A 20,203-nucleotide genomic window follows, 5' to 3' on the forward strand; every position below is an offset into this window, starting at 1 on the left:
CGAAAAGCCAGCGATCCTCGCCAGCGCCTCGGCACCATCCCACCAACGCCGGGCTACTCTGGCTCGAACGCCAGCACGACATCACCAAAACACTCTGCGGAGTCGGGCCCCAGAGCCTCCGCAGGCAGACTTCGCCCCATCGCCTCCAGCGCCTGCGCCGTGGTGTAATGTGCCACCACCTCCTGAGCCCTCCCCCGGCTCAGCGTGGCAGCCTCACAACTCCGGGTCAGGGTCAGCGCCACGATCGGGGGCACCTCCACGCCTTCATCAACCAGACGTGCCACCAGCGCATGGGGGCCCCCGGCCACCTCGCAGACCCGCGTGCTGCTCAGATGCCCCATGCCTCCCACTTCCACCAGACGTCCCCGCGTCACACTCATATCCCGTCGGCTACGCACCCGGGCCGGCGTCGCCAGCAGATCGGCCTCCCCGACAATCCACATCACCGACCGATCCTCCACCGCCACCACCGTGGACGAGTTCCAGAACACCGCGCCACGCACCCCCGAGTCATGAAGCATCTCGGCGGCCGCCCGCGCCCCCGCAGAGTGCCCGACCACCACGACCTGATCACTCTCAATCACCTCGCCAAGCGCCTCATCTTCCTCCAACGCCTGGCGCGCCCGCCGCAGGGTCTCCAGAGCCTCGTCTCCGGCCGGCGCCCCCTTCGCCAACACCTGATAGAGTCCCCACTCCCGCTGCTCCGGTGCCGCCACCACCAGCCCGTGGCTGGCCATCTTCACCAGCACATCCGCCGACTGCCCGGCAAATCCTCCCGGACCGTGGCTGAAGAGCACCACCCCGAAGCCTCCATTCTCATGAACCTGTGCGTCGTGGCGAGCCTCAATCATCCAACGCCACTGCCCGTCGAAGAGCGCCTCACCAAGCGCCTCCGGCATCTGCTCGCGCACATCCACGGCCGCCTGCTCCAGCGGGCTGCCCTCGACCGCCGGGTAATACACCTGCATCCGATGCGTCTCGTCGATGCGCAGCGTACGCACCCCCACCTCATAGGGCCCGTCCACATCGTAGAGCTCGCAGAACTCCCCGGCCACCTCCTCGGGACCGGTCTCCCCGGTATCGGCCAGTGGCACCGGATCACTGCTGGCCTCACAGCCCACCAGCGTCCACGCCCACAGCCCCACACAGAGCCCCGCCACCACCCGAATCCATCCCTTGACTACGCCCTGATACCCCGGTTGCTCCCTCACCCTGATCCCCCTTGCGCCCGCTACGCTTGTAAGCCCCGCACGCCCGCATTATTCTGCGCGCGCCCGGGGCCAATGAAAATTGCTCCCCTTTGAGACGTCTTCCAAAAAAGCGACCCACTTATGAGCACCGACCTCTCCTCGAAAAAGATTGCCCAGGAGGTCCAACGCCGGCGCACCTTCGCGATCATCTCGCACCCCGATGCCGGTAAGACCACCATGACCGAGAAGCTCCTGCTCTACGGGGGCGCCATCCACCTGGCCGGCAGCGTCAAAAGCCGACGCGCCGCCAAACACGCGGTCAGTGACTGGATGGAGCTGGAGCAGCAGCGCGGCATCTCCATCACCTCCTCGGTCCTGCAGTTCCCCTACGGTGACTACGCCATCAACCTGCTCGACACCCCCGGCCACGCCGACTTCAGCGAAGATACCTATCGCACGCTGGCTGCGGCCGACAGCGCCGTGATGCTCATGGACGTCGCCAAAGGCGTCGAGCCGCAGACCATCAAGCTCTTCAAAGTCTGCGCGATGCGTAAACTCCCCATCTTCACCTTTGTGAACAAGATGGACCGCTACGGTCGGCCGCCCCTGGAGTTGATGGAGGAAATCGAAGACATCCTGGGCATCCGCTCCTGCCCCATCAACTGGCCCATTGGCGACGGCAAGGAGTTCAAGGGCGTCTACGATCGTCTTAACGACAAGATCATCGTCTTCGACTCCCAAGGTACTCACGGGGAATCGATCGTCGAGGAGGTCACCGTGGATCTCGACGACCCCAGAGCCGAACAGCTTTTGGGGACCGATCGCTACCTCAAGCTCCTCGACGACATTGAGCTCCTGGACATCGCCGGCGACCCCTTCGATCTGGAGCGCGTGCGCGCCGGTGAGCTCACCCCGATGTTCTTTGGCTCGGCGATGACGAACTTCGGCGTGGGGCCTTTCCTGAAAGCTTTCGTCGAGATGGCCCCCTCGCCGGCCGAGGCCCGGGATCGCGCCGAGATCAACCCCACGCGCCCCGAGTTCTCCGGCTTTGTCTTTAAGATCCAGGCCAACATGAACCCGGCCCACCGCGACCGCCTGGCCTTCATGCGCATCACTTCCGGCGTGTTCGAAAAAGACATGCAGGCCACGCTCAAGCGCGACAACCGTCAGCTGAAGCTGGCCTACCCCCAGACCTTCATGGCCTCGGATCGCGACGTCGCTCAGCGCGCGTTTGCCGGCGACATCATCGGCCTCTACGACCCGGGGCACTTCCGCATCGGCGACACCCTCTTCACCGGCGAGCCCGTCGAGGAGACCGAGATCCCCCGTTTTAGCCCGGAGCATTTCGCGGTCGTCGAAATCAAAGAGGCCCTCAAGCGCAAGCAGCTCACCAAAGGCCTCGACCAGCTCTCTGAGGAAGGCACCATTCAGGTCTTCCGCCAGCCGCACCTGGGAGACCTCGACGCGGTCGTCGGAGCCGTCGGTATCCTGCAGTTCGAAGTCCTGCAGCACCGCCTGGAAAACGAGTACAAAGTCAAAGTCCGCCTTCGCCCGCTCAACTTCAAGCACGCCCGCTGGGTCGATGGCGAGGGCTTTGACGAAGACGCGTTTAACCGCGCCGACTACACCAAGGTCCTGCGCGACCGTGACGATCTCCCCATCGTGCTCTTCCGCAACGACTGGGCGCTCAACTACTGCAGCCAGCAGTACCCGGGGCTGCGCTACCTGCCCAACCCGCCGGGCACCCCGGGCCTGGAGGAACTCCACGGCTCGGCGATCTGATCCCGCTCGCGGCCGAAACAGGTTGAGCCACGCGACACAAAAAAGGACGCCCCTTCGGGGCGTCCTTTTTCTTTATATTTCATAAGCTTAGCAACACTTCACATCCAGCCGCCGAGTTCGGCTTTGAGCGGACGCGACATCAGGTCGGTGACCGCCTGACGGGTGTCTTTCCCCTCGTAGATCACCTGGTAGACCTGCTCGCTGATCGGCATCTCCACCCCGATCTTCTCGGCCAGATTATGCACGCTCCGCGAGGTTTTGATGCCCTCGGCGACCATGTTCATCTCACTCAAGATCGCGTCGATGGTCATGCCCTGCCCCAGCTTATAACCCACAGTGCGATTGCGGCTTAAGCCGCCGGTACAGGTGAGCACCAGGTCGCCCATCCCCGCCAGCCCGGTGAGCGTGAGCGGGTTGGCCCCCATCCGCACGCCCAGACGCGTGATCTCGTTGAGACCACGCGTGATCATGCCGGCCGAGGCGTTCAAGCCCAGCTCCATCCCGCTGACCGCGCCGGAGGCAATCGCGATCACGTTTTTAAGCGCCCCGCCGATCTCCACGCCCACCACATCGTTGGACGTGTACGCCCGAAAATACGTGGTGCTGAACACCTGCTGAACCTTCACCGCCAGACGGTGATTGTACGACGCGATGGTCACCGCGGTGGGCTTCTGCGCGGCGACCTCTTTGGCGAAGCTCGGCCCGGAGAGGTAGCACAAAAAGGGGTGGAAGCGCGGGGCGAGCACATCTTCGAGGATCTCGCTGACGAGCATCAAGGAGTCGTTCTCAATCCCCTTGGTCGCGCTGACAATCGGAATGCCATCAGGCAGGTAGGGAGCCGCCTGCCCCATGACCTCGCGGAGCACGTGGCTGGGAGGCACCGAGACGATCATCTCCCGATCGCTCACCGCTTCCTTCATATCATGGGTCGCCCGCAGAGTTTCGGGCAGCCGATGACCGGCCAGATAGGTGGTGTTCTCCCGGCTCTGGTTGATGGACGTCACCAGGTCCGGCTCATGCACCCACATCAGGACCTCGTGGCCCTGATCCGCCAGAAGTTTGGCCAGCGCCGTCCCCCAGGAACCACCTCCGATCACACCGATCTTCATGAGCATCTCCACACATCGCGTACGTGATTAAATAGCAAAACGTTCATTCAGGCGTTGCGTGTACGACGGCGCAACATCCGCAGGGTTTCGGCCGGATGGCCAAACACCTCGTGGAGGCGCTCGTTGGCATCGCGCATCTCCTGAACCAGGTTCTCGGCCAGCGCATCAACCAGGCGCAGCGCCACGGTGTCGCCGGCCTGGAACATCGCCTCAAAACGCTCGCGGTCCAGCTTCAAGACCACGCTGCGCTCCAGGGCCATCGCCGAGCTGTGGTGGTGCCAGGGCCGGGCCAGATAGGCCAGCGCCAAAAAGGCACCGGGGCGAGCGATCTGCTCGACCTTGCGCCCCGAGGGCGGGCGCGTCAGCGCCTGCTCCACGCGTCCCGAGACAAGAATATAACAGGACTGGCCCTGACGCCCGACCGCCCAGAGCATCTCGCGGGGTGCCAGAGTGCGCAGGTCACAGGCGTTGATCAGGCGGTCAAACTCCGCGCCAGTGAGCGCGTTGAAGAAGGGGCGCTCGCGCAGCACCTCGCGCGCCAGGCGGTGGCGATCCATGCTCATGGGCAGCGTCCTGCGTTGCGGTGGCTCAGGCCTTGCGAAGGCGACCGAGCATCTCGTGAAGTTGGCTCTCGAAGGCGTCAATATGGCGATCCGGATCCTCAAAGAGCTCTTGAACCCGCTCGTCGGTCCGGCGGCGGCGCTCTCCCACCGTGCGCGCCAGCTCCAGGATGATCTTATAGGCGGCCAAACTCCCGGCCTGACGCAGGGCCTCAAACGAGGTGCGCCGCAGCTTAAGCACCTGGCCCGCACGCACCACCCCCACAGTGGCCGAACGTGGTCCGCCTTCGATAAGCGACATCTCTCCGACCACTGTTCCCTGCTCCAACGTGGCCAGGACCACCTTCTCTCCCACTGGCGAGACGGCGGAAACTTCCAGCTGGCCGGAACACACGATGTAGAGAGCATCGGAGTCATCCCCCTGCTCAAAGAGCAGGTCGCCGACCTCGGTGGCCTCGGTGGTGCAGGCTTCTTTCACCCTGGCGAGTTCCTCGGCGCTCAGGTGCTGGAAAAGCTCCAGTGATGTGAAAACCGAGCTCTCCAGAGGGGATTCGCCAGCAGGGGTTGAGCTCATAGGGGACTCAATCAGAGGGCAGAATACAGGCGCAACAGGTGCGCAACCATTTGCGAGGAAAGTACGCCGGCGGCGCCTGGCATCAGGCCGTTAGAAGCGGGCGCATCCGCCGGATGCGCCCGAAAGTGTATCGGTGCTCCGGTCGGGGTGCAACCGCTCAGCGGGCGAGCCACAAGCCGGCCCCCGGCCCCCCTGCCGGCGACCAGCATCGGGTTTGACCATCTTAGAGACATGTCGAAATTCACACTATTCGCATCTCAACGTCCCCCCCTCCAGGCCCGCCGTGGCGATCGGAGGACGATGTTGATCATCGGCTGGTAGATGGCACCGGGAGAAAAAGCCCCCGGGAGCCGGCGAAGCCGCACCAACCCAAGGAGCAGTACTATGAGAACGATGCGATGGTTGAGCGTTCTTCTCCTCGGTCCGATCGCCGCCCTGCAGTGGGGCTGTGGCACCGAGTCCGATCCTTTTGATGACGTCACTCAGAGCTACTCCAGCGCGTTGGCCGGCGACTTCATGGAGCCGCCGGTCGCGTCGACCGGCCGGGGCACGATCGATGTGCGCCTGACCGATAACAACACCCTGCGCGTTGAGGGTGACTTCCGCGACCTGGTCGCCGATCTGCGTGCCGACGGTGCCAGCGCGGTTCACCTGCGAGAAGACACCGATCAGGAAAGCGGGCGCAGCCTCTTTACCTTTGATCTGGAAGTCGATGACGACGATCGCGGGGCCAACTTCTCTCAGAACATCGATCTGAGCGAGGCCCAGGTTCAGGCCTTCCGGGCCGGACGCTACTACATCACCGTGCACTCCGAAGCCTACCCCGATGGCGAGCTGCGGGCGCAGCTCAACGAATCGGCCCCGGATGTCTCGGGCATCGATGATTCCTGGGGTCTGATTCTGGACACCGACGCCGAGCCTCATACCGTGGACAGCGACGCCGCGGGCTGGGCCTGGGCGGTGCTACGCCGCGATGACACACTGGTGGTCAGCGGGGTGGTCGACGATCTCTCCAGCGCACTGGTCGAGATCAGCGGCAGCGCGGCCAACATTCACGACACCGATGATGACCAAAGCACGGGCCCGGTGCTCTTTAACATGGACTACGAGATGATCGACGCCAACAGCGTGCGCTTCTGGTACACCGCGACGCTGAGCCAGTCGGAGGTCTCGAGCATGAAGTCCGGAAACTTCTACATCAACGTGACCACCGAGAATCATCAGGATGGTGAGGTCCGCGCCGACATCAACCACGATGATCGCAACTTCTTCGAAGAGATCTGGGACGACGTGTTGGACAATCGCGATCCCACCACCGAAGAGCCTCCCTTCTAAGCTCGCCACTTGTGCATCGTGTGCCTCAAAAGCCCGGCCCTGAACATCAGGGCCGGGCTTTTTTGAGGCTCTCGGGCAGCTCGGCGCCCGGGATTCTCACCGGCATCATCGCCCGGGGCGCCGGGCTAAGGGGCACCAGCTCCACGATGGTAAAAGCCAGGGCATGGCGAGCATCGGCCGGATGAAACTCCGTGCGAACCACCTCCCACTCCCGGCTGTCAAAGCTCGGAAAGAAGGTGTCCCCCGGATGCCGCCCGTGCACCAGGGTGAGAATGAGGCGATCGGCCATCGGCAGGGTCTGCTCATAGAGCGTGGCGCCCCCGCCGATCATCGCCTCCTCGGCCCCCAGCTCCTCCCGGGCATAGGTGAGCGCGGCGTCCAAATCGCCAAAAACCCGGGCCCCCGGCGCGCGAAAGTCCTCGTGGCGGGAGAGCACCAGGTTGGGGCGATCTTTGAGCGGGGCTCCCAGCGATTCAAAGGTCTTGCGCCCCATGATCACCGGGCGGCCCAGCGTGCGCCGCTTAAAGTGACGAAAGTCATCGGGGAGCCTCCAGAGGAGGTCGTTCTGGCCGCCGATGGCCATTCCCTCGTCGAGGGCGGCGATGAGGACGATGTCCATGATTCAGACCGCGATCGGAGCCGCGATCTTCGGGTGCGACTCATACCCCTCGATGCGGATGTCGTCGTAGGTGAACGCGTCGATGTCGCGGACCTCGGGGTTGAGCCAGAGCCTGGGCAGCGGCCGGGGCTCACGGGAGAGCTGCAACCGGGCCTGCTCCAGGTGGTTGAGGTAGAGGTGCGCGTCTCCAAGGGTGTGCACAAAATCGCCCGGCTCAAGTCCCACGACCTGCGCGACCATCGCCGTCAAGAGCGCGTAGGAGGCGATGTTAAAGGGCAGTCCCAGAAAGATATCGGCACTGCGCTGGTAGAGCTGGCAGCTGAGCTTGCCCTCGGCCACATAGAACTGAAAAAGCGTGTGACAGGGCGGCAGCGCCATCGACTCCACCTCGGCCACGTTCCAGGCGCTGACAATATGTCGGCGCGAATGCGGTCGGGTGCGCAGCTGCTCAATGAGGCGAGCGATCTGATCGATATGTTCCCCGCCAGGGGTGGGCCAGGAGCGCCACTGCACGCCGTAGACCGGCCCCAGGTTGCCCTCCGCGTCGGCCCATTCATCCCAGATGCGCACCTTATTCTCTTTCAGGTACGCGATGTTGGAGTCGCCGCGCAGAAACCACAGCAGTTCGTGGATGATTGAGCGAAAGTGCAGCTTCTTGGTCGTGACCGCCGGAAAGCCCCGGGAGAGGTCGAAGCGCATCTGGTGGCCGAAGATGCCTTGAGTACCCGTACCGGTGCGATCATCGCGCACGGTGCCGTGTTCCAGCACGTGGGCCATCAGGTCGAGATAGGCTTGCATGGTGTTGACTCGCGCAGAAATCAGGCCTGAGGGCCAAAGCCCAGGATGATATAGCCGCCCGACTTCTCGTCTTTTTTCAGCTCCAGAAGTCCGCGTTTTTCGGCATCTTCGAGCAGATCGCTGAAGTTGCGATAGCCGTAAAAGGTTTCGGAGAAGTGCGGCTTCTTGCGCTTGATCGTCTGTTTGACCATCGAGCCCCAGATGTTCTCGTCGCGCTCTCGGAAGAGGGACTCGGTGGTGTCCAGCACCAGGTCGAGTGCCTCTTCCTTGGAGCCGACCTCATCGGCCTTGGTGTGCTGATCCTCTTTCACAGGAGCAGGGGGCGCCGGGGCCTCGGCGGGGCTGCTGGCCGGACTGCTGGCAGGCTGGCGCGGCCGGGAGCTCTGGCGGTCGCGGCCCTTGTTCTTCTCGGCCTTCTTTGACTTGCGCTTATCGCGCACCAGATCGTCGTAGAAGATGTACTCGTCGCAGTTCTCGATCAAGAGATCCGAGGAGGAGTTCTTGACTCCCACACCGATCACTTTCTTGTTATTTTCCCGCAACTTACTCACCAGCGGCGAGAAGTCCGAGTCTCCGCTGATGATCACAAAGAGGTCGACGTGGCTCTTGGTGTAGCAGAGGTCCAGGGCGTCGACGACCATGCGGATGTCGGCGGAGTTTTTGCCCGAGTAGCTGACGTGAGGAATTTCGATGAGTTCAAAGGCCGACTCGTGCATCGGCTTCTTGGACGACTTGTAGCGGTCCCAGTCCGCGTAGGCCTTTTTGACCACGATGTTGCCCTTGTCGAGCAGGCGCTGGAGGACCAGGTGGATGTCGAAGTCGTTGTACTTCGCGTCTTTGGCGCCGATAACGACGTTCTCAAAGTCGGCGAAGATCGCGATATTTGGTGCGTCCATAAAGGATGATCCTTGGGGAAATTTGATTCGGCAAAAGGGCTCTAAAAAGCGCGAGCTGCGCTCGCAAGGTAGCGGATGATAGCGGCGGCGCGCAACCAACCAGACGGTGGCGCGCCGCCGCCCGCAGGAGCCTTGCCCAAAGGCAGGGGGGAGCTTAGGGTTCGGGCACGCCGGCGCCGGGAACTGAGTCCTGAGCCGGAGCACACCACGGGATCTTTGCCCCTAAAAAAACAGGAGTGTTTGGATGAGATTTCTGCACACGATGCTGCGCGTGGGTGATCTGGAGCGCTCGATCACCTTCTACACCCAGGTGCTGGGCATGGAGCTCTTGCGTCGCAAGGACTTCCCTGATGGCAAGTTCACGCTGGCGTTTCTGGGCTACGGTCCGGAGGCGACCCACCCGGCTCTGGAGCTGACTTATAACTGGGATAAAGAGAGCTACGATCTGGGCGATGCCTACGGGCATATCGCGCTGGGCGTGGACGATATCTACAAGGCCTGCGAAGACATCGCGGCGGCCGGCGGCAAAGTGGTACGGGAGCCCGGTCCGATGAAGCATGGCTCCACCGTGATCGCCTTCGTCGAGGACCCCGACGGATACAAGGTGGAGCTGATTGAGCTGGGCACCCAGGGGAACTGACGCCCGGCGCGCTGCCCGCGGGCTTACCCTCGGGACGAGGGCCGGACCGCGGGCAGCGCGAGCTGAAAGCGAGCGCCCTGCTCCGAGGGACACAGGCGCAGTTCGCCCTTGAGCTCATGAGCGATCGAGCGGGAGAGCGAGAGCCCCAGCCCGGTCCCCTTCCCCACGGGCTTCGTGGTGAAAAAGGGATCAAAGACGCGCTCGCGAAGATCGTCGGGCACACCGGGCCCCCGATCTTCGACTTCGAGGATCACCCGGTCGCGGCGCGGAAAGAGTCGCAGCGTGATCTGACGCCGCTCCTCGGGAAGCTCTTCCACCGCATGCAGCGCGTTGACTACCAGATTCACCACAATCTGGGTCAGACGCGAGGGGTCGGCGACCACCCGGGGAGTGGGTTGCAGATCGGTGGAGAGGGTCGTCCCCGGGCTCAACTGAGCCCGGGTCAGACGCAACGCCGCGTCAATGGCTTCGGCCGGCTCTACCGGCTCCTCCAGCGGCTCCTCGGAGCGATGGGCAATGGCGAGCATGTCGCTGACGATATGAGCGACACGCTCACACCCGGATTCGGCCGCCTGCAGCGAGCTCTGCATCTCGTCTAAAAGCTCAAAGAGCTCCACGTGCTCATTGTCAGCGTCGGTCAGGATGTGAGACCGGAGCGACTCCGGCAGCTCTTCGACCGATTCCCGGGCGAAGGCCACATTGCTGCGGATGTACGCCAGGGGGTTATTGATCTCGTGGGCCACCCCGGCGGCCAGGGTGCCCACCGCCGCCAGGCGATCGATCTGAGCCAGGCGCTGCTGCATCGCCTGGCTCTCCGAGATGTCACGGGCCAGCAGGGCATAGATCGGCTGGGGGTCGGCGTCGGCACCGACCAGCGTAAACTCCACCGGGATCCAGGGATCGGCGTCGGGATCGCGAGAGCGCACCTGGTAGATACGCGTGCAGCGCTCCTCCTCGTCGGCGTCGGCTGCCAGCAGACGCTCCAGGCACTCAGAGAACTCTGAGGGCTCAAGGTCGGCGGCCACCTCCAGGCATTCAAAGAGCGAGCGCCCCAGCGCCTCCTGGCGTGAGCATCCGAAGAGCTCGGTGGCCCGCGGGTTCCAGCCGCTGATGATCGCCTCGGGCCCGAAGGTCACGATGCCCTCGGGAGCGTTGTTGATCAGCATGTGCACCCGCAGCTCCCCTCCGGCCATGCGCTCGCGCAGCTCAATCTCCTGATCACAGAGCTGACGGTAGTGCCAGACAAGCCCCAGAAAGATGATCGTGAACCCACCGGCCTTGGTCAGCAACGAAGCCATGAACCCGGCGTCAAAGAGCGCCGCCGAGGCCAGCGCCGCGTACATCTGACTGGCGGTCAGTGCAATCGCGCTCAACCAGAGCGCAAAGGAAAACACGCTCCGATAAACGCGATCGATCACCGGAAAGATCACCAGCAGTAGGAGCGCAAATAGGATCAACGCCGGGAGGTCCAGCGGTCGCGAGAAGACGCCTTCCGGGGAGAGCTCCAGCGGCAGGACGGTGGCACGGGCCGTAAGCCACACGCTCACACAGGCCAACACTCCAAAGAGAAGCGTCACCCCCACCAACGCCAGGCTCCGTCGGGCCCGCGTCGAGCGTAGCCCCCTCCTGCGGACCATCCCCGCCCACAGGCTGGCAATCACAAAGAGCGCCCCGGTGAAGGTCTGCGCGATGGCCCAGGTGTAGAGCAGAAATGCCACCGGATTGGCGACCTGGAAAAAAAAGCCCTGAAAGGCCATCAGGTGCAGCCCCGAAATAAACGCCGACCACAGCGCGACCGAGGCGATCATGGCCGCAACAACATCGGGGTGCTGACGGGCGCGAGCCACGGCCAGCGCCGCGGTGGCCAGCGAAAGACAAACCACCGTCCATTCCAGGAGCGTGTAGAGGGTGGCCCCGAACATCAGGCGCTGCACCCCCAGATGCTCGGGATAGGCGTCGGCGTCCAGCGCCTCGATCATGGCTTCGTCGATCCCGCGCGCGGAGAGATCGATGCCAACCAGGGCCAGGAGCCCGGGCAATGCGCAGAGCAGGATCACCGCCATAAACAGTGCCACGCGGCAGGACCGACTCCAGCGGCTGCTGGCTGAATCTTCTACCCGAGCATCCCCCGACACATTCCCTCCCCCTGACGAGCGTGATCAGGCCTCCCCCCCCCGCTGGCCAACGAGCTCAGCGTGCTAGAACCCCATGGCCTCAGCCAGATGCGTCTCACAGAGGGCGCTCGCATCGCCCGATTGCTCACGAAGCGTCTCGCAGCCCTGGCAGCGCTCGGACTGGGCGTAAACCTTCTGATCGCGGGCCTGCTGGTCGAGCTCCATCAGACGTTCCTGCGCCCGCGCACTGGCCGGCACGAAGCTGGAGACATCCCAGCCGGGCTTGTTTTTCAGGGCGCGCACGCCCTCCTGAATCACGCGTTTTTTATGGCGGTTGCTGTACTGATCCGACATCCGCTCCTCCTCCCTGGCGAACTTCTCCACAGGCCTGACTTGCTCGCCGGATCTACCGAAGATTCGGGTCATCCGTCGAGCGTAAAGCCCACCTCGATCATCACCTGATAATGGGCCACTTTGCCCTGGTCGACATGACCACGCGTCTCCTTGATCTCAAACCAGCGTATGTTGCGCACAGAGTCTCCGGCACGGGCCAGGGCATTATCGACGGCGGCCTCAATCCCATCTGGCGAGGATCCGACGAGTTTGATCACTTTGTACACGTGGTCGCTCATATCCTTCCTCCTTGAACCGGCGCACGGACCGGTCTTCATCCCATCCATTTCAGGGGGCCCCCGGCGGGCATCCCTTCGCCGCGGAGAACCTGCACACCTGAAAAACGAAAGCCAGCGACGATCAACCACTTGACCTTTGAGCAGGGTGGCGACACTTCCCGGCGCTCCCCGACAAACCCATTCCCGGGGGAGGTTCTTCACACGTATCTGATCGAGGTAAGTAATGTCGCAGGGCTCTTCAAAAACCGACGCTCCCCAGGGAGGCGCTCCCGCCATCCGGGTACGCGCCCTTAACAGCGCGAGCTGGAACCCGTCGGGGGAGTACGTCCTCTACTGGATGGTGGCCCATCGCCGCCCGAGCTGGAACTTCGCCCTGGACCGGGCGCTATTCTGGGCGCAGACCCTGGGCAAGCCCCTGATCGTTCTGGAGCCACTGCGCCATGGCTATCCCTGGGCCAGCGACCGATTTCATGCCTTTGTGCTCCAGGGGATGGCCGCGCAACACGAGGCGTTCGAGAAAGCGCCGCTCACCTACTATCCCTTTGTGGAGCGCGAAGATGTTCCCGGGAGCGGCCTGCTCGAGGCCCTGGGAGCGCGCGCGGCGGTGATCGTCAGCGACGACTTTCCGGCCTTTTTCCTGCCTCGGATGCAGCGGGCCGTCGCCCGGCGCCTGGACGTGCGCCTGGAGGTCGTCGACAGCAACGGCGTGGTGCCCATTCGCCTGGCCAACAAGCTCTTTGCGCGAGCCTATGACTTTCGACGCTTCTTACACCGGAGCGTGCAGTCCTGGGTGCATGACGCCCCCCGGGCCGCTCCTTTTGACGGGGTGGAGCTTCCCCCGGCGCAGCTTCCCGCACACATCACCGAGCGCTGGCCCCGGGCCAGTAGCGCGCTGCTCAACGCCGAGCGCGAGGCGCTGGCCGAGTTGCCCATCGATCACAGCGTCCCCCCGGTCGACGAGTTAAAAGGAGGCTGGCGGCAGGCCGAGCAGCATCTGCAGACCTTTTTGAACTGGCGCCTCGATCGCTATCATAAGGATCGCAACGCCATCGAAGATGGTGCGGCCAGCGGGCTCTCTCCCTACCTGCACTTCGGGCACATCAGCGCGCATCAGATCTTTGGCGAACTCACCCGGCGCGAGGGCTGGAGTCCGGAGGATATTCAGGCCAAAAACGCCTCCAAGCGGGAGGGGTTCTGGTCGATGAGCCCCGGGGCGGAGAGCTTCCTCGACGAAGTGCTCACCTGGAGGGAGGTCGGGTTCAACTTTTGCACCATGGCCCCCGGGGACTACGACCGCTACGAGAGTCTCCCGGCGTGGGCACAGCAAACCCTGGCTGAGCACGCCGACGATCCCCGCGAGCACCTCTATTCACTCGGCGAGTTTGAAGCCGGGCACACCCACGACGAGCTCTGGAACGCCGCACAGATGGAGCTGGTGCACCGGGGGGTGATGCATAACTACCTGCGCATGCTCTGGGGCAAAAAGATCCTCCACTGGAGTGCCTCGCCAGAGGAGGCGCTGGCGATCATGATCGAGCTCAACAACAAGTACGCGCTGGACGGACGCGATCCCAACTCCTACAGCGGGATCTTCTGGGTGCTGGGCCGCTACGATCGCGCCTGGGGGCCGGAGCGCGAGGTATTTGGCAAGATCCGCTACATGACCTCCGAGAGCACCCGGCGCAAGATGCGCGTCGAAGGCTACATCCAACGCTGGGCCGCTGAGGTCGAGGATGCCTGAATTCACTCGCCGCAGCGGCTACCCGGTGAGCCGTCAAACGCTCTATGAATGGCATGCCCGAGAGGGGGCCTTTGAGCGCCTGGTGCCGCCCTGGGAACAGATCGAGGTGCTCGAAAAAGAAGGCGGCATTGAGGAGGGGGGCCGCCTGATCATGCGTCTTCAGAAAGGCCCCGTGGGGTGGATCTGGGAAGCCCGGCATCTCGACCACATCCGGGGGCATCAATTTGTCGACGAGCAGGTGCGCGGGCCCTTTAGGCGCTGGCGTCATACGCACCGCTTCGAAGAACTTCACGACGATCAGAGCCTGCTCGTCGACGAGGTGGACTACGCCCTGCCCCTGGGCCGAGTCGGCGAGCTCCTGGGAGGGCGCGTGACCGAGCGTATGCTTGAGGCGATGTTCGCGTTTCGGCACCGGCGGACCGGGGACGATCTGCGCCGCCACAAAGCCCTCTCCGCCAGGCGCCTCAAGATCGCGATCAGCGGCACTTCGGGGCCGGTCGGCAGAGCTCTGGAGGCCTTTTTAAGCACCGGCGGTCATCAGCTCTTAAGGCTGGTGCATGAGCGAGCCTCGCACCCCGGCGAGGTCACCTGGTCGGAGCCTACCAACGCGACAGAGTTATCGAAGCTCGAAGGGCTCGACGCGGTGGTGCACCTGGCCGGGGAGCCTTCCCTCGGGGAGCGAACGCCAGGGCACAGCGACGCGGACTATGCCGAGAGCACCGCGCACCTGGCCACAGCCCTGGCCCGGCTGAACCACCCTCCCGAGGTGTTCCTCTGCGCCAGCAGCATTCACATCTACGGCGACCAGCGGACCCGGGAGATCCACGAGGAATCGGAGCTCGGAGAGCGGCCTGAATCCAGACGGCGCCAGGCCCGGGAGGACGCCACCCGGGCGGCGAAGCTCGCCGGGATACGCACGGTGAACCTGCGCATCGGCCAGGTGCTCGACCCGAGCTTCGGCGTGTTTTCCGGTCTGCACCGCGCCCTCAAACTCGGCAGCATCCGCCGGGTCGGCAGCGGCGAGCAGTTCATGAGCTGGATCGATCTCGATGATGTTCTGGGCGCGATTCTTTTTCTCATGGGCGATGAGCGCGGCGCCGCCCTGAGCGGCCCCATCAACCTGGTGGCGCCCCGGGCGCTCCCCCACAGCGAGGCGATGGCGACGATGGCCCGGATCGTAGGCGGCCGGCGCCTGTGGCCGGCACCGGCCGCCGCGGTCCACGCCCTATCCGGTAACCCGCTCCTGCGGGAGGAGCTGCTGGCCAGCCGGCGAGTGAAGCCCGCGCGCCTTCAGGAAAGCGGGTTTGAGTTTTTCTATCCCCACCTCGACCAGGCGCTGGAGATGAAGTTCGGTATGGCTCAGCGCTGGGACCAGCCGCGCTAGCGCACTCCGGGCAACGCTACGAGAGGCCGGCAGCCTGACGCAAAAACCTCTGATATCGCGCGTCTTTATCCGGGCCCACAAAGCGACGAGCGGTCTCAATGGCCCGCTCATAGGCCTGGTGTTGCGCCCCGGGGTCTCGGAGCAGCGCGTCCATCTGCGCGGCCAACATTGCCGCGTCTCCCGGGGGATGCAGGGCCGCTGGCGAGAGGAGCTCGGGCAGGCCCCCCACCGAGCTGGCCAGCACCGGGAGTCCCCGCGAAAGGGCCTCCACCACCGAGCGCGGCAGCGCCTCCTCTCGGCTGGGCTGCACGTAGAGATCGAGGGTATCGAACCAGTCGAGCACCCGCTCAGGCGGCAACACCCCCTCAAAGTGCAGACGCCCGGCAAGGCCCGCCTCGGCGGCCCGCGCCAGCCAGGGGGCCGGGTCGCCGGCACCGGTGATATGAAGCGTCATCGGGAGGGTGTCGCGAAGACGAGCGGCGGCCTCCAGCAACACGTCGAGCCCTTTGTAATGCAGGTCGTAGGCCCCGATCATGCCCACGCGCCAGGGACCGGTGCGCCGGTCGAGGAGTGTGATGCGCTCCCGGCGCCGCTCTAGCACCCCGGGTTCGGGCATCTCAATCCGAGCGTCGCTCATCGCCAGCGTGACGCCAGAACTCGGGTAACGACGCTGGAGGTACTCACGGGTGACGTAGTGCACAAAAGGCGCGCGGGCGGCCAGGGCGCGCGTTTGAAGGGCGGCGATGGGTGCGTAGATTTTTCCGGAGATTGAGCCGTGATGCCAGTAGGCGCCCAGGGGGCAACCGACCACTTCCAGGAGGAGTCGTTTTTCAGCGCGTAAGGCGCAGAACGCCGCCAGATTTCCGAGCACGCTGGTGCGCGCAATAACCAGATCGGCCGGGGCGATGAGCGCCTCAAGCCGAGCGAGCGCGGCCGGCAGATGGGTCACCCAGCGCCGGGGGCTGGCCAGGTCGGGCAAACATTCAAAGTGCACCCCCGCACGATCGGCACGCGCGGCGCCGGCGGGCGAGGACTCGGAGCGACAACGACCGGCCACCAAGAGTTCATCGAAGACCTGCAGGTAGGGCTCCCAGCTGCGCCGGTCCGGAGTGCCAGGCACGAACACCCGGTCACCCCGGATGTAAAAGACACTGTCGTGGACGAAGATCGCGCGCATAGTCCAACTTATAAAAGGTCTGAGCCGGGCGAGGTAAGGGAGTGTCGGGAGTCTTTGGGAGGTCGCCCCGCCGGGGCGCGAGGCAACCGTAGCAGAGGGAGAGAGAGGCGACCACCGGCGCGGCGCGTGCCACCAGCAGCGCGCATCGTAAAGCACTCAGGGGCCGATGCCCTGCCTGGAGAATGCCGCCAGAGATGTCATACAACGTTCTTGGGAAGGCGCGTGCGACACCGCGCAAATCCACCACCCGGGTGACCCTCGACAGGGGGCGCCCGGGCAACCCGCAAGCGGATCGATGAAGGGGGAGAGATGGCCGCAGCGCAGATCAAAACGCACTCAGCATCGCTTCATGAGTCGCTCGACCCGCGGGCGCGCTTTGCACAGCTTCAGGGCACGCTCAGCGAAAAACTCTACGCCCAGATGCGGCTCATCCGCCGCTTTGAAGAGCAGCTTTTGGAGCGCTTTGATCGCGGCCTGCTGGTGGGCACCACCCATGCCTACATCGGCCAGGAGGCCGACGCGGTCGGGGTAATCAATCACCTGCAGGCCGGGGATGTGGTCTTCAGCAACCACCGCTGCCACGGGCACTACCTGGTGTGGGGCGATAAGCCCCGGGAGCTGGCCGCCGAGTTGATGGGCCGTCAGGGCGGGCTGGTGGGCGGCCGCGGGGGCAGCCAGCACATCTGCGACGGAGGTTTTTTTACCAACGGGATCCAGGGCGGGATTGTGCCCGGAGCGCTGGGGCTGGCCCTGGCCAAGAAGGTGCGCGGTGAAGAGGCGCTGGCCGTGGTCTTTGTCGGCGACGGGACCCTGGGCGAAGGCGTGCTCTATGAGTGTCTGAACATGGCCAGTCTCTGGGAGGCGCCCCTGCTGGTGGTGATCGAAAATAACGAGTGGGCCCAGTCCACCCCCAGCCGCCTGGAAGTGGCCGGCTCCATGATCGAGCGCGCCCGGGCCTTTGGTCTCGACGCCGGGGAGATCGCCTCCACCGACGCCGAAGAGCTCTACGGGCGCTTTGAAGAGGTGGTTGCCGGGGTACGCGCCGGCGGACGCCCACACGTGGAGGTGATTCACACCTACCGCCTCTGTCACCACTCCCGCAGCGACGACCGCCGCCCCCCCGAAGAGGTCGAGGCGCGCCGCGCCGAGGATCCTCTCCCGAAGCAACGCGCCAGACTGAGCGAAGCTCGCGCCGCCGCCATCGAAGAGGCCGTGGAGACGCGTCTGGAGCAGGCCTTCGCCGCGGCCGAGGCCCAACCTCTTCCCGATGTGGAAACCCTCCACGATCCCCTGCTGCTTAAGATGCCCGAGGGCCCGGAGCCTGGATAAGTCGACGCGCAGAACCCTTACCGCGAAGCTCGCGAACACACTCACCTCAGACCCGGGGGCCGGCGATGAGTCAGACCGTGTTGGAGTCCTTAAACCAGGCATTTCACCGCATGATGCAGGCCGATGAGCGGGTGCATCTGCTCGGCGAAGATCTCCTCGATCCTTACGGTGGCGCCTTCAAAGTCAGCCGGGGCCTGTCGACCGCGTTCGAAGATCGGGTCTGGACGACTCCCATCTCCGAGGCGGGATTTGTCGGCGTGGCCATCGGTATGGCGATGGGCGGGTTGCTACCGGTGGTCGAGATCATGTTCGGCGACTTTGTGCTCCTGGCCGCCGACCAGCTGATCAATCACGGCGCGAAGTACCCGTGGATGTACAACGAGAAGATCGAGGTGCCCCTGGTGGTGCGCCTGCCGATGGGCGGGCGCCGCGGCTACGGACCGACCCATAGCCAGACCCTGGAGAAACACTTTCTGGGAGCTCCGGGGCTGGCCATTGTGGCCGCCAACCCCTTCGTCGATCCGGGGCGCCTGCTGGAGCTCGCCACCTTGCACGACCGGCGGCCGGTCCTCTTTGTGGAAAATAAAAAGATGTACGCCCAGCGCCTTCGCCTGATCGAGGGTGGGCGCTGTGGGGGAATGGCCGCGCGCACCACTGGTGGCGCCTACCCCACGGTGAGCCTGAGTTTTGGGGGCTTTGAGCTGGCCGACGTCACCCTGGTGGCCTACGGCGGCATGGCCGAGTTGGCGGTCGAAGCGGCCGAGCGCCTGCTCATCGAAGATGAGCGCTACTGCGAGGTGGTGATCCCCTCCTCGATTCAACCTTTGGAGATGGACGCCATCGCGCAGTCCGTCGCCCGCAGCGGGCGGCTGGTGGTGAGCGAAGAAGCCCCGGGAGCCGGAGGCGTCGGCGCCGAAATCATCAGCGCACTGCCCGCCGCAGCCTTCGCCGCGCTCCAGGCTCAGCCGCGACGGGTCTGCGCGCTCAATCTCCCCATCGCCAACAGCCCGGCGCTGGAGACCGCGACACTCCCCGGCGTCGATGACCTTCTGGAGGCTATGCGTCAGGTGCTGCCGCCATCAAAGAGCACCAGCGCCGCCGGCTAAGACGGCTCTCACCCGACACCTTCGATTCTACCTCTGAGGACGATCATGGAATGGGTCTACATCCCGATGCTCAACGCCAACGAAGACGAAGCCGAAGTGGTAGACGTCCTGGTGGAGGAGGGCCAGAAAGTCTCGCGCGGCGACGTGCTGTGCACGCTGGAGTCCACCAAAGCCACCGCCGACGTGGAAGCTCCGAGCGCGGGATACGTGCGTGCGCTGGCATTTAGCTCCGGACAACGTGCCCGAGTGGGCCAACCGCTCTGCGCGCTCACCGAGACGATGGAAGAGGCCGTGCACGTCTCCTCCCCCCAGGTGCCTCCAGCCCCGGTGGATGATCTTCCCCGGGCCACTCGCCGCGCCGCGGCGCTGGCCAGCGAGTACGACGTCGATCTGCGCGCGATTCCCCACCAGGGCATCCTCACCGAACGTGACATTCTGGCGCATCTCGGCGAGAGCCCCGGCGCGCTGCGCGCGCCGGGCGACCAGGCCACCGCCACCCCGGCGGTGGAGGTGGGCGCCGGCGGCCAGGCCATCGTCATCTACGGGGCCGGCGGCCACGCCCGGGTGGTCATTGATATGGTGCGCGAGGGGCGACGCGATCTGCGCATCGTCGGCATCGTCGATGACTCCCCGGATCGCCCCTCCGAGGTGCTGGGGGTCCCGGTTCTGGGCGACGCCTCGACCTTCGCCGAGCTGCGCGAACGCGGCGTGCGCCTGGCCGCCCTGGGCGTGGGCGCGGTCACTCATAACGCCCTGCGCGCGGAGCTCTTCTCCAGGCTGCGCCGCGAAGGCTTCATCCTGCCCAATCTTATCCACCCGAGGGCCTGCGTAGAACCCTCGGTCCTGATGGGCCAGGGCAATCAGATCTTCGCCGGCGCTGTGGTCAGCTCCTGCGTGAGCCTGGGAGACAACACCGTGATCAACAGCAACGTGGTCGTCTCTCACGATTGCGTGATCGATGATCACGTGCACCTCACCCCCGGCGCCCTGCTGGCCGGCGGCGTACAGGTGGGCGCCCGCTCGGTGATCGGCATGGGCGTCACCATCTTTCTGGGGGTACAGGTCGGCGCCGATGTCGTCATCGGCAACGGCTCCCACATTCTCACCGATGTGGCCGATCAACAGGTGATACGTCCCTCGCTCAGCTGAGTCCCTTCCGAAGTGCGAAGCGTCGGTGCCGTCTCACCGGCTCACCGACGCTTGCGACGTCCGAGAAA

19 protein-coding genes are annotated in these 20,203 nt (G+C 64.6%); 8 read left to right on the top strand and 11 right to left on the bottom strand.

What is annotated here, in order from left to right; all coding sequences use genetic code 11:
- Positions 1–53: 53 nt before the first annotated feature.
- Entirely contained in the window at positions 54–1,211 is a 1,158-nt protein-coding gene (locus tag DL240_RS16825) for an alpha/beta hydrolase (RefSeq protein ID WP_158542683.1), read from the bottom strand.
- A 120-nt stretch (positions 1,212–1,331) separates the two neighbouring features.
- Here DL240_RS16825 and DL240_RS16830 point away from each other — a divergent pair, with 120 nt between their 5' ends.
- Positions 1,332–2,972 (top strand): peptide chain release factor 3, encoded by a 1,641-nt coding sequence (locus tag DL240_RS16830; protein WP_111731067.1) that lies wholly within the window; start codon positions 1,332–1,334, stop codon positions 2,970–2,972.
- A 98-nt stretch (positions 2,973–3,070) separates the two neighbouring features.
- Here DL240_RS16830 and DL240_RS16835 read toward each other — a convergent pair whose 3' ends face one another.
- From DL240_RS16835 to DL240_RS16845, 3 genes are read right to left on the bottom strand one after another with little or no spacing between them, the layout of a single operon-like run.
- Entirely contained in the window at positions 3,071–4,081 is a 1,011-nt protein-coding gene (locus DL240_RS16835; protein ID WP_111731068.1) for an NAD(P)H-dependent glycerol-3-phosphate dehydrogenase, read from the bottom strand.
- A gap of 47 nt (positions 4,082–4,128) precedes the next feature.
- On the bottom strand, positions 4,129–4,644 hold the full coding sequence (locus DL240_RS16840) for a Crp/Fnr family transcriptional regulator (RefSeq protein ID WP_111731069.1): 516 nt from the start codon (positions 4,642–4,644) through the stop codon (positions 4,129–4,131).
- A 25-nt stretch (positions 4,645–4,669) separates the two neighbouring features.
- The gene (locus tag DL240_RS16845; protein WP_111731070.1) at positions 4,670–5,215 is read right to left on the bottom strand and encodes a cyclic nucleotide-binding domain-containing protein; all 546 of its coding nucleotides are present in this window, start codon (positions 5,213–5,215) and stop codon (positions 4,670–4,672) included.
- A gap of 384 nt (positions 5,216–5,599) precedes the next feature.
- Here DL240_RS16845 and DL240_RS16850 point away from each other — a divergent pair, with 384 nt between their 5' ends.
- Positions 5,600–6,550, top strand: coding sequence for a CHRD domain-containing protein (locus tag DL240_RS16850; protein ID WP_158542685.1), 951 nt, complete (start codon positions 5,600–5,602; stop codon positions 6,548–6,550).
- 46 nt (positions 6,551–6,596) lie between these two features.
- Here the strand turns inward: DL240_RS16850 and DL240_RS16855 are convergent, their stop codons facing one another.
- From DL240_RS16855 to DL240_RS16865, 3 genes are read right to left on the bottom strand one after another with little or no spacing between them, the layout of a single operon-like run.
- Positions 6,597–7,169, bottom strand: a complete 573-nt coding sequence (locus DL240_RS16855; RefSeq protein WP_111731072.1) for a dihydrofolate reductase — start codon at positions 7,167–7,169, stop codon at positions 6,597–6,599.
- 3 nt (positions 7,170–7,172) lie between these two features.
- Positions 7,173–7,967, bottom strand: a complete 795-nt coding sequence (locus tag DL240_RS16860; RefSeq protein ID WP_111731073.1) for a thymidylate synthase — start codon at positions 7,965–7,967, stop codon at positions 7,173–7,175.
- Between the two features lie 20 nt (positions 7,968–7,987).
- Positions 7,988–8,863: an NYN domain-containing protein gene (locus tag DL240_RS16865; protein ID WP_111731074.1), complete on the bottom strand. Its 876-nt coding sequence runs from the start codon at positions 8,861–8,863 to the stop codon at positions 7,988–7,990.
- Positions 8,864–9,107: 244 nt separating this feature from the next.
- Between DL240_RS16865 and gloA the strand changes: the two genes are divergently transcribed.
- Positions 9,108–9,503, top strand: a complete 396-nt coding sequence (gene gloA / locus DL240_RS16870) for a lactoylglutathione lyase (protein ID WP_111731075.1) — start codon at positions 9,108–9,110, stop codon at positions 9,501–9,503.
- 23 nt (positions 9,504–9,526) lie between these two features.
- Here gloA and DL240_RS16875 read toward each other — a convergent pair whose 3' ends face one another.
- From DL240_RS16875 to DL240_RS16885, 3 genes are all read right to left on the bottom strand, one after another.
- Positions 9,527–11,578, bottom strand: a complete 2,052-nt coding sequence (locus DL240_RS16875) for a two-component system sensor histidine kinase NtrB (protein ID WP_146618375.1) — start codon at positions 11,576–11,578, stop codon at positions 9,527–9,529.
- Positions 11,579–11,701: 123 nt separating this feature from the next.
- Positions 11,702–11,971: a hypothetical protein gene (locus tag DL240_RS16880; RefSeq protein ID WP_111731077.1), complete on the bottom strand. Its 270-nt coding sequence runs from the start codon at positions 11,969–11,971 to the stop codon at positions 11,702–11,704.
- 68 nt (positions 11,972–12,039) lie between these two features.
- Positions 12,040–12,249, bottom strand: a complete 210-nt coding sequence (locus tag DL240_RS16885; RefSeq protein ID WP_111731078.1) for a dodecin — start codon at positions 12,247–12,249, stop codon at positions 12,040–12,042.
- Between the two features lie 223 nt (positions 12,250–12,472).
- On the opposite strand from DL240_RS16885, the gene DL240_RS16890 reads away from it, so the two are divergent.
- Complete coding sequence (locus DL240_RS16890) at positions 12,473–13,990, top strand: cryptochrome/DNA photolyase family protein (RefSeq protein WP_111731079.1); 1,518 nt, start codon at positions 12,473–12,475, stop codon at positions 13,988–13,990.
- Positions 13,983–15,374 carry a DUF1731 domain-containing protein gene (locus tag DL240_RS16895; protein ID WP_111731080.1) on the top strand — a complete coding sequence of 464 codons (1,392 nt, stop codon included), beginning with the start codon at positions 13,983–13,985 and terminating at the stop codon, positions 15,372–15,374. The genes DL240_RS16890 and DL240_RS16895 overlap by 8 nt, the downstream gene beginning before the upstream one ends.
- Positions 15,375–15,390: 16 nt before the next feature.
- Here DL240_RS16895 and DL240_RS16900 read toward each other — a convergent pair whose 3' ends face one another.
- A complete protein-coding gene (locus tag DL240_RS16900; RefSeq protein WP_111731081.1) occupies positions 15,391–16,551 on the bottom strand; it encodes a glycosyltransferase family 4 protein in 1,161 nt (386 codons plus the stop codon).
- A gap of 309 nt (positions 16,552–16,860) precedes the next feature.
- On the opposite strand from DL240_RS16900, the gene DL240_RS16905 reads away from it, so the two are divergent.
- The 3 genes from DL240_RS16905 to DL240_RS16915 all read left to right on the top strand — a co-directional run bounded on the left by DL240_RS16905 (position 16,861) and on the right by DL240_RS16915 (position 20,135).
- On the top strand, positions 16,861–17,880 hold the full coding sequence (locus DL240_RS16905) for a thiamine pyrophosphate-dependent dehydrogenase E1 component subunit alpha (RefSeq protein ID WP_111731082.1): 1,020 nt from the start codon (positions 16,861–16,863) through the stop codon (positions 17,878–17,880).
- Between the two features lie 65 nt (positions 17,881–17,945).
- A complete protein-coding gene (locus DL240_RS16910) occupies positions 17,946–18,986 on the top strand; it encodes an alpha-ketoacid dehydrogenase subunit beta (protein WP_111731083.1) in 1,041 nt (346 codons plus the stop codon).
- 45 nt (positions 18,987–19,031) lie between these two features.
- Complete coding sequence (locus DL240_RS16915) at positions 19,032–20,135, top strand: NeuD/PglB/VioB family sugar acetyltransferase (RefSeq protein WP_111731084.1); 1,104 nt, start codon at positions 19,032–19,034, stop codon at positions 20,133–20,135.
- The last annotated feature ends 68 nt before the right edge of the window (positions 20,136–20,203 follow it).

This window comes from Lujinxingia litoralis (genome assembly GCF_003260125.1).
GTDB classification, from domain to species: Bacteria; Myxococcota_A; Bradymonadia; order Bradymonadales; family Bradymonadaceae; genus Lujinxingia; species Lujinxingia litoralis.